The following is a 1,174-nucleotide window of genomic DNA, read 5'->3' on the forward strand; positions in this document are numbered from 1 at the left end:
GGAAGCAGGGCCACCCTGGGACTGGCGCAAGGCCCTTGCGGGATTGATGGAATTGCGCCGAGTATTGCGGCGTGATGGGGAGCCCCTTATCCTCAATGCTATAGAGGTCTGACATGGCCATGCTCCAGCAAATAACCTGATCGTCGTGCGCCCCATTGGGGTACACGGCACATTCCTCCAAGAATCCATCGATCCACGGCGCGATCTGCGGATGCGGTACGAAGACATTGCCGCCCTGCACGATGTGCGCATTGGCATGCGCTCGCGCAACCTTATCATCATTGCCATGATGCGGCACGATGCCCGGAATCTCTCGCCGCAACGTCGCAATGATGGCTGGCCCGTTGGCCTTGTCCTCGATCAAGATCTTGCCTTGATAACGCTTGTGCTTGAGGGTGAACGTGCGAACCTCGGCCACCGTCTCAGGGAAATCACGATGGGCTCGGCTCTGGTCGATCAGGAAGGTGTCGGCACCTTTGAGGCCGTACTGTTGGCCCACGACGTAATCGGTCCCCACCGTGCCTTTGAAGGTCATGTCCCATGAGGCTACCGTCCGGTCAAACACGTAAGGAAGATCCACTGGATTGACCCCGCGATGTGTCCCATCGGGGAACTTGACCATGACGGGAGGAAGATTGTCGCCGGGATGCTGCCAATATTGAAACCAATGCCGTTTGAGGATGCCTCCTGATTCAGGCGAGGGCCGCTGCTGTAGCTGCCCGGATGCAGCGTAAACCCCTAGGCGCTTTTCCTTTAGGGCAACATCCTCCTCGTCCCATCGCGCCGGACACAACAACTCGCCCTCTCGTGTGCGCGGATCGGTCCAGGGTTTGCCGGACGGTGCCTTTACCACCGTCACGAATCGGCGCGTCGGCTCGAAACGCATGGGGATCATGATGTGCTCGTACCCACCGATCTCATCGAGCAATACCCCACTCCCATCGCGCTGGTGCAATCGCTGCATGGCCAGCACATCCCCTCCGCCCTTGGCCTCGGACTCTCGCTCCGACCATGTGGTGCGTATCCAGTTCACATCACTTTCGCGCATCGTAGCGCTTTCCACGTCTCCGATGTTATGCGGATCGTCCAGGACACGAAATTTAGATCGCTCTCCCGTAGCCCCTCCAACATGCGTGGCGATCCTGTAGCCGGTCTTGTCGTTTTCATAGCGGCT

1 protein-coding gene is annotated in these 1,174 nt (G+C 58.8%); it reads right to left on the reverse strand.

Annotated features, from left to right (window positions below):
* On the reverse strand, positions 1 to 1,174 hold a 1,174-nt coding region (gene terL / locus ACMTNU_RS20735; RefSeq protein WP_413937184.1), incomplete at both ends, for a phage terminase large subunit.

This window comes from Nitrospira sp. BLG_1 (genome assembly GCF_047338595.1).
GTDB lineage: Bacteria > Nitrospirota > Nitrospiria > Nitrospirales > Nitrospiraceae > Nitrospira_D.